Annotated in this window: 6 protein-coding genes and 4 pseudogenes; 4 read left to right on the top strand and 6 right to left on the bottom strand. The window is 43.5% G+C overall.

Annotated elements, in window-relative coordinates; genetic code table 11:
- The coding region (locus tag AABK37_RS39265; protein ID WP_432556813.1) for a transposase at positions 1 to 224 on the top strand (224 nt) is incomplete at its 5' end.
- Here AABK37_RS39265 and AABK37_RS39270 read toward each other — a convergent pair.
- A complete protein-coding gene (locus AABK37_RS39270; protein WP_432556814.1) occupies positions 221 to 607 on the bottom strand; it encodes a reverse transcriptase N-terminal domain-containing protein in 387 nt (128 codons plus the stop codon). The two genes, AABK37_RS39265 and AABK37_RS39270, sit on opposite strands and share 4 nt — an antisense overlap.
- 409 nt (positions 608 to 1,016) lie before the next feature.
- Here AABK37_RS39270 and AABK37_RS39275 point away from each other — a divergent pair, with 409 nt between their 5' ends.
- The gene (locus tag AABK37_RS39275) at positions 1,017 to 1,106 is read left to right on the top strand and encodes a reverse transcriptase N-terminal domain-containing protein (RefSeq protein ID WP_432556818.1); all 90 of its coding nucleotides are present in this window, start codon (positions 1,017 to 1,019) and stop codon (positions 1,104 to 1,106) included.
- Between the two features lie 210 nt (positions 1,107 to 1,316).
- Positions 1,317 to 2,600 carry a reverse transcriptase domain-containing protein gene (locus tag AABK37_RS39280; RefSeq protein WP_432556815.1) on the top strand — a complete coding sequence of 428 codons (1,284 nt, stop codon included), beginning with the start codon at positions 1,317 to 1,319 and terminating at the stop codon, positions 2,598 to 2,600.
- 189 nt (positions 2,601 to 2,789) lie between these two features.
- Here AABK37_RS39280 and AABK37_RS39285 read toward each other — a convergent pair.
- A pseudogene (locus tag AABK37_RS39285) lies at positions 2,790 to 3,694 on the bottom strand (IS5 family transposase).
- A gap of 63 nt (positions 3,695 to 3,757) precedes the next feature.
- On the opposite strand from AABK37_RS39285, the pseudogene AABK37_RS39290 reads away from it, so the two are divergent.
- Positions 3,758 to 3,841 (top strand): annotated as a pseudogene (locus AABK37_RS39290) (IS200/IS605 family transposase); the annotation flags it as partial.
- 11 nt (positions 3,842 to 3,852) lie between these two features.
- Here the strand turns inward: AABK37_RS39290 and AABK37_RS39295 are convergent.
- The 4 genes and pseudogenes from AABK37_RS39295 to AABK37_RS39310 all read right to left on the bottom strand — a co-directional run.
- Positions 3,853 to 4,987: pseudogene (locus AABK37_RS39295) on the bottom strand (IS630 family transposase).
- 203 nt (positions 4,988 to 5,190) lie between these two features.
- Positions 5,191 to 5,418 carry a transposase gene (locus AABK37_RS39300; protein ID WP_432556816.1) on the bottom strand — a complete coding sequence of 76 codons (228 nt, stop codon included), beginning with the start codon at positions 5,416 to 5,418 and terminating at the stop codon, positions 5,191 to 5,193.
- Positions 5,415 to 5,630: a hypothetical protein gene (locus tag AABK37_RS39305; RefSeq protein ID WP_432556817.1), complete on the bottom strand. Its 216-nt coding sequence runs from the start codon at positions 5,628 to 5,630 to the stop codon at positions 5,415 to 5,417. The genes AABK37_RS39300 and AABK37_RS39305 overlap by 4 nt, the downstream gene beginning before the upstream one ends.
- 431 nt (positions 5,631 to 6,061) lie before the next feature.
- A pseudogene (locus tag AABK37_RS39310) lies at positions 6,062 to 7,020 on the bottom strand (IS4 family transposase); the annotation flags it as partial.
- Positions 7,021 to 7,124 lie beyond the last annotated feature (104 nt).

Here is a 7,124-nt window from a genome sequence, read left to right on the forward strand (position 1 = left end):
ATACGTCCCATCGAATTCGCTTTGTTTACACACCAAAACACTCCTCTTGGCTCAATCAAATCGAGCTATGGTTCAGTATTTTGGTGCGTCGCTTACTTAAACGGGGAAACTTTACCTCGCTTGAGCATCTCAAACAACGGATTTTGACCTTCATTACCTACTTCAATCAAACAATGGCTAAACCTTTCAAATGGACTTATAAAGGTCGTCCGCTACTTGTCTAAACCCACGGATTATTTCTGTCGCAGTGTACTAGTAGCTTGGCGTACCGAGAATGTACCATCAGCTTCTGAAGTCTGCGAACCCGCTTTACATCCCCACGCAACTCGGCTTTGTATATTCGTTTTTGGAGTTTAAAGACAGCCATTTCCACCTTTTTCCAATCGATGCAGCGCCATTCTGATGCTGCATTTTCATCTTCGGGTGTGATGGTTTTGTCCTTATCTATTACGTCCTCAGTTTTTGAGCCGTTCAAAGTTATACCTCGTACTTCACGAACGTACATCCCATGTAGCAGTGTGGCTGTCGGCATATCCAACCCACGGAAGCAGATTGGCATTCGCTTATTCCACAATCCCGGACGAGGGTGGTTATGAGCGCGAGTCACTGCTCTGAGTTTCGACCTGACTGAGACCTCAAATAAACCCGGCACAGAGCATTGCCCTAACAGTTCAATCAATGGTCATTAGGAACGAATTAACCCCTATATATCTCTAGAAACGGTCGATTTTCTAGTAGGTAGCTAGCCCCAAGATATATGGGGGCAGGATTGAATCAGAAGCCAATGCCTCACGTAATGGTGAGGATATGAGTCGCGGATTCACGATTGTTTGGAAAGAATAGGTTTAAGTAGCAATGGATAAGTCTAATACAGAGTTATTAAAAACTACTGTGGAATGGAAGAACATCCCGTGGAGTCAAATCGAACGGGCTGTCTTTAAGTTGCTTTCATCGCATATTCAAAGCCGCACAGCGTGGAGACCATCGTGCAGTTCGCAGGCTTGCTGAAAACCTTGATGAAGTCTTGGTCGGCAAAGGTATTAGCCGTTCGCAGGGTAACTCAGGATAATCAAGGCAAGAAAACCGCTCTTCGTAGATGGAGTTAAAAGTTTAACCCCTCAAAAAAGGCAGGAACTTGTAGACCGACTGAGATTAACTGATAAGGCAAAACCCGTTCGGCGTGTCTGGATAGATAAGCCCGGAAAAACGGAAAAACGCCCATTAGGTATACCCACTTCGGTACGATAGAGCAACCCAAGCTCTAGTAAAAGCTGCCTTAGAGCCAGAATGGGATGCCTTATTCGAGCCGGATAGCTATGGATTTCGACCCGGACGCTCATGTCACGATGCAATTGGAGCAATATTTATTGCAATTAGGCTCAAGCCCAAATACGTGCGCTTATGCTGATATTGTAAAATGCTTCGACCGCATTAACCATGATGCACTGCTCAAGAAATTGAATACATTCCCCACCATTCGCCGTCAAATACGAGCTTGGTTAAAAGCGGGAGTGATTGACTGGAGTACCGAATCAAATAAGCAATCATCGTATACTCCAACATCTCTTGGAACGCCGCAGGGTGGTGTGTTATCACCACTACTAGCTAATATAGCTCTCCACGGCATGGAAAACCGGATTAAACAATATGCCGAAACCTTGCCCACTAGGGCAGGATATGGCAAAAAGGTCAACAGGGGCAGCCTTAGCCTCATTCGGTATGCTGATGACTTCGTAATTTTACACGAAGATAAAGCCGTTGTCCAAAGATGTCAGCAGATAATAATTGATTGGTTAAAAGACATGGGGTTAGAACTTAAGCCTGAAAAAACCAGACTTTCGCACACACTCATTGAAGAGGGTGGCAATGTCGGGTTTGACTTTTTGGGGTTCCATATTCAACAATATAAAGTTGGAAAATTTTCTTCAAAACAAGGGTTTAAGACTATCATCACCCCTTCAAAGAAAGCTTTGAAAGAACACACTAACAAAGTGGGAAACATCATCGAACAGCATAAAAACGCACCCAAGGAGGCGTTAATTGCCAGACTTAATCCAGTCATTACGGGATGGTGTAATTACTACAAAACTGTGTGCAGCCAAGACACTTTTGAGATGGCTGATTTCGTCACCTTTCATCAGCTTTTTGGATGGGCAGACAAACCTTCGCGCAGCAAAAAAACTGCCGCCGAATGGAAAAAGAGCGGTACTAGGAATTGGGTGTTTACGTCCAATGATGGACAAGAACTTAAACGGCATGATGCCACACCAATTACCAGGCACGTAAAAGTGCGGGGAGATAAAAGCCCCTATGACGGAGACTGGGTTTATTGGAGCAATCTTAAGAGGGCAATACCCAGGTACAATGCCCTTATTAGCAGACCTCTTGAAATCACAAAAAGGGAAATGCTCTCACTGCAATATGTACTTTACTTCACAAAGGGGGAATTGAAATTCATCATGTGGATGGAAACCACGACAATAACAAGCATACTCAATCTTGCAGCAGTACATAGACATTGCCACGATATTATCCACGCCAAATGGGAACCACAAGTATGGGAGATAAGAAGTGATGATTCTTATCAACCCATCCCCTAATCCTGAAACACTGGAAAGCGGCACACATGACAAGTGCCAAACAAACGAGGAACCGGATGAGGTGAAAGTCTCACGTTTGGTTTTGAAGGAGAGTTCGGGTGGGCGACTACCCGTTCGACTCTAACCATTGCTTTTTAAATGTACCAACGCATGAATCCCCGGCGGATGTAGCTAGGGCGTGTTTTCAAACTATAACCACAACAAAATGGAGGCAATTGTAATCATCGCTGTATAATTTTGAGCAAGTTTTTCATATCGGGTAGCGATACGACGAAACTGCTTGATTCGATTGAAAAGACGCTCAACAATATTGCGTTGACGATAAATTTCCCGGTTAAATGAACCGTGACGTGGTTCATTTGAAAGTCGAGGAATCGTATAACAGATACCACGACGACGTAGGTAATTACGGATTCGATCGCTTAGTCTGCCGGACAGAAGATTCGCATATGCGCGAGCTTTGCGGCCTGTGTAACCTTTGTCTCCAACGACCCTCACCAGAAGTAAACGTGGACGACCTCTCCCAGAACGCGCTTACTGCGCCTTGTAAGATAAGTTGTTCAAGGAAAACCGACTTCATAAGCTGACTCCTGAGTCAGAATAAAAGTCATCGGTTTGCCTTTTCCCTCACAGCGTATGTGTATTTTCGTACTAAAACCTCCGCTCTTTACGGCCTAATGCTTCATCTTCTTGTGCAAAGCACACGCTTACGCGAACGCCCCTTTTTTTCCGCAGAAGTGCATGTTGGTGGGCGCGTATCACTGTTCCATCGATGTAATGAACTCAAGCGTCTAACTTGCCTTCTTTATCTGCGTTAGCGAAGCTCCTCCGAAGGAGGCTCGCTTGTAGATTTTCTCAGATTTGGTTTGAAATTCCAGCTTTTTGCCACCGATAAAACCGTGTTGCTATACTCTCCCACTTCCCATACCGTTCCGGCATATCCCGCCGGGCGTGCCCGGTGTTCTTAATATCCATAGAATGCCATTAACAACCTGTCGGTGGTCGTGATTTGGCTTACCCGTTCGGGGTAATTGATGTGGAAGTAGCAATTTGAACTTTTCCCACTCTTCGGTACTTAAGTCTCCTCGATTCATCAACACACCCTGCCTGCGATCGCATCTTTTTTCAGGATATAACAAGGAGCTCAAACACGCCCTAGGTGGATAAAAGGAAGGGCATCTCATCACCTTAGAAGGGAGTTTCCGCATCTCAAGAAAATGCCGAGTATGTGGAGTCCTAGTACTACATGTCATTAATTCTGATGGGTTGGATAGATTCGTGAAAGTTTAATTCTCGCATCCTCTATACGAAAACGCCAATTAACACAAACTTGATTTTGATTCCGATTAAATTCCCACATTGAAACCTCTTTTTCTAGTGTTTCAATATTTGGAATTCTTCGGGCAAGGCATTGACGTGCTTTTCCCGGATAGCTCGCATTCAACCATATTTAGCCAACTACCATGTTTTGGTGTGTGGTGAATCTCTAATTTTTTCGCAATTCGTCTAGCTTCAGATGGCTCAAATACTTCATATAAAGCACCAATAGTATGAGTATTTAAATTATCTATTACTAATTTAATTACAACAGCCTCTGGAAAGTGAACATCAACTAACTCTTTCATACAATGAGCAAAATCAACTTTAGTACGGCGCTCTGTAACTTTAATATGTCTCCAACCTAGATATGGAGCAAAAAATGCAAATAAATTAGAATTACCCTCTCGCTCATATTCGTAGTCTTGTTTTTCAACTTTCCCTCGTTTTTCTTCTGTTTTCGGTGTTGCTGGTATTGGTTCATGAACATCAGAAAATAAAACGCACAATTTTTCGTCAAAACAAACCAATGGACACTCTGGGTCTACTGGTTGAGCGTATAAATCAAGTACATCTTCCATACAAGCTACAAATTCTGAACTGATTTTTGGGATGCACCATTGCTCTTTTAGCCAAGGTTTTAACTCGTTTTTTTTAATGTACGTCCAATTGTATTTGTACTGACACTATCTATTATTTCAAGACTAACAAGTTTATCCGCCAACATTTTTAATGTCCAACGAGCGCTACCATCGGGAGCATCTGAACAAGTTGTTGCAATTAAATATGCTTCTGCCGTGGAAGTTATTTTTGGTGGCTTTCCACTGCGAGGACGCTCATTCATTGTGGCTGATAAGGAATCGGTGCAAAACTGTTTGCGAGTTCGTTCAACTGTTGGTATTGATATGTGTAAGCTTTTTGCTATCGCCTCATCTGTACTACCAGAGTTTGCCATTAGTAGCGTATGTGCGCGACGAATCTCACGCTTCACTTGCTTTCCCTTTCTTGATTAAATCAACCAGTTGTAGCCGTTGCTCATCACTAAGAAAAATGCTATGTTTTTTATTCATACACCTAATTAATATACTTTTAAATTGTTAGCGATCGTACGGACACTCGTGTCCCCATATGCGGACACATCGTTATTATATAACGATAGGGCGCAACCCATCAAAATTAATGACATGGAGTACTAGTAGTCCGTCAAGGCAACGAAAGCGGGGTTAAATGGGCGGATATAGGCGCTCTCCGTTTGTTACGTGCAACCGTAGTGCTAAAGCGCCAATTGACACTTGCCCTTTGGGGAAGAGCGTTGTTGCTCCCAAGCCGCGATTTCAGATGACAATGTTTGTATGTCAGGAATTCGCCGCTCCAGACACTGCCGCGATAAAACTGACAATTCAATTTCTACTTGGTTTAACCAGCTCGCGTGTTTGGGTGTGTAGTGGAACTCGAGAAGAGTGGATAATCCGCCGTGCTTCTTGTGGTTCAAATGTTTCACCCCATTGCGGCAGGATTATGTATATTAAGGTTATCGACTATCCATAGAATCACGTCTGCGCTACGGAAATATATGTCTACCAAATTTTTCATCTGTTTGGCAAAGTCTATTTTTGTACGAGAAAGGGTGAGTTCCATATGTCGCCATCCTGCCAACGGTTGAAAGCAGGCAAAAAGGTTAACATTGCCGTTACGTTTATACTCGCGCGTCATAACGCTCTGGTTGTTTGGGTTGAGGTGGTAACGGTTCCCTAACATCTTCTATAAGTTGACATGGGCGCTCATCAAAACAGAGTACAGGACGTTTGGGAACGCACACGGCTCATTGTATAAATCCAAGACATCAACCAGATCGCATTACATACGAGCGCGTCAACATAATTGAATACACCATTGTTCTTTTAACCAAGGTTTTACTTTGTTTTTTTTAGAGTCTGGCGCACAGTTTCATAACTCATAGAGCAATACGGTTCAGTTAAGGGTAGAAACCGTTGTGAGGATACGAAAAGTGGGAGCTTCAATTCGTTGTCCAGTACCTCGGTGTTCCGGTTTTTTAGAACGAAACTTTGATACAGGTTTTTTTACAACCCTAGGATTATTCCGATGAACGCGTTCGGGTAAAAATGTATCGAGAATCTCTACAGTCAACCAATCAAAAAAAGGGGCAATTCTTCTTTGTGTAAGCGTTGAAACTTGGGAAGGGCGCGGCGGATGACTCGCAACGTTCCGGTAAAACTCAGGCGCAAAGGTGGGACTCCAGCACTGGATGCAGCCTGAAACATCAACAACCGCACTGACCAATGCCCCAACAGCCAGCCATAAACTTCTTGCACAACAAGAGCGCGGATTTTGAGAACGAACATGGGTTTTTCGCCCCAAAAGATGTACTTTGAGTTCATCAATCGTGTTCTCGACTTGCCAACGTTGATGATATTCACTAGCCAATAACTGAGCCGGAAATTTTTCAATATCTAATAAGCTGGTAATTAGTCGATATGTAAGTTGTTCTTGTGGATGATCAGGATGCTCAATTGTGTATTCAATAACTCTTAACAGTAAAGGTTTCCAGCCTTTTTTTGCCAGTTTACCAGATGGGTAAATCCAACTTAAATAAGAACCGTCAGCTAAGGGTTTTTCAGCTAAGAATTTAACATTTGCAGGAATTCTCCCTAAATAATCGCAGCCTTTAACTATGGTTGCTTGCACCATTGCGTAGGAATGTAAACCTCTGTCCCACATCAACAACATTCCTGATGTGACAGATCGTAATAATTTTAATGCCCGCACTCGTTCCCCCATACGATATGGGCACATTAACGCATCAAAAATTAAATGTGTTCCAGCTTCTACCAATATGACTAATCGTACTTTGGGAAATGCTGCTTGTGTGCCCGGACGACTGCCAGGACGACCAAAAACAATGAGCGTTTTCATCACTGTCCGGGACATTGAAGCAGGTGCCATCAATCACCACAATTCGCAGTCCGTTCACAAAGGCTCCCAAAGTTTCGGTGGTTGCCATTGGCCGCACCAAGTGATGAAATAACTGACCCATCACCCTTGGTCCTAGTCGCTGTCGTGCTTGAGTAATTGCTGATTTGCACGGTTGGGATGAACCCGGACAAAAACGGACAACATAAAGCTCAATACCTCACTAAAAACGATGAACGGGCGAGCAAATTGATGCGGCGGTTCGCCGGACAGAAA

This window comes from Tolypothrix sp. VBCCA 56010, from assembly GCF_050875635.1.
GTDB lineage: Bacteria > Cyanobacteriota > Cyanobacteriia > Cyanobacteriales > Nostocaceae > Hassallia.